Here is a 365-nt window from a genome sequence, read left to right as displayed (position 1 = left end):
ACTCCGAGGCGCCGATGGCCATGCCCAGCACCTCGCGCCACCCGGCGGTGTTGGCGCCCACCGCGATGATCACCGCCACGCTGAAGATTGGCGCACCTTCACATAGGTGGCGTCCAGCCAGACATAGGGCCAGTCGCTCTCGATGGGCCATTCCAGGAAGGTGGCGATCTTGCCATCGATCTCGGCGCACAGGCGCGAGACCTACCTGACACCGACGGCTCACGCCGCCAAACTCAAGGCAATGGGGGCAGGCTCTCCGCCCGTCACGGGCTCCGAACCAGCCCCCATTGCTCAACCCGCGCCAAACGGCGTAACTTCGGCGAGGACTCTACCCATGGCTGGATGAAAGTTCCACGGCAGGTCAG

General features: G+C 65.2%; 1 pseudogene. It reads right to left on the bottom strand.

Annotated elements, in window-relative coordinates:
* A pseudogene (locus H261_RS24475) lies at window positions 1-201 on the bottom strand (transposase); the annotation flags it as partial.
* Window positions 202-365: the final 164 nt, after the last annotated feature.

Origin of the sequence: Paramagnetospirillum caucaseum (genome assembly GCF_000342045.1) — a bacterium.
In the GTDB taxonomy this organism is placed as follows: domain Bacteria; phylum Pseudomonadota; class Alphaproteobacteria; order Rhodospirillales; family Magnetospirillaceae; genus Phaeospirillum; species Phaeospirillum caucaseum.
This window is presented reverse-complemented; position numbering and strand designations above follow the sequence as displayed.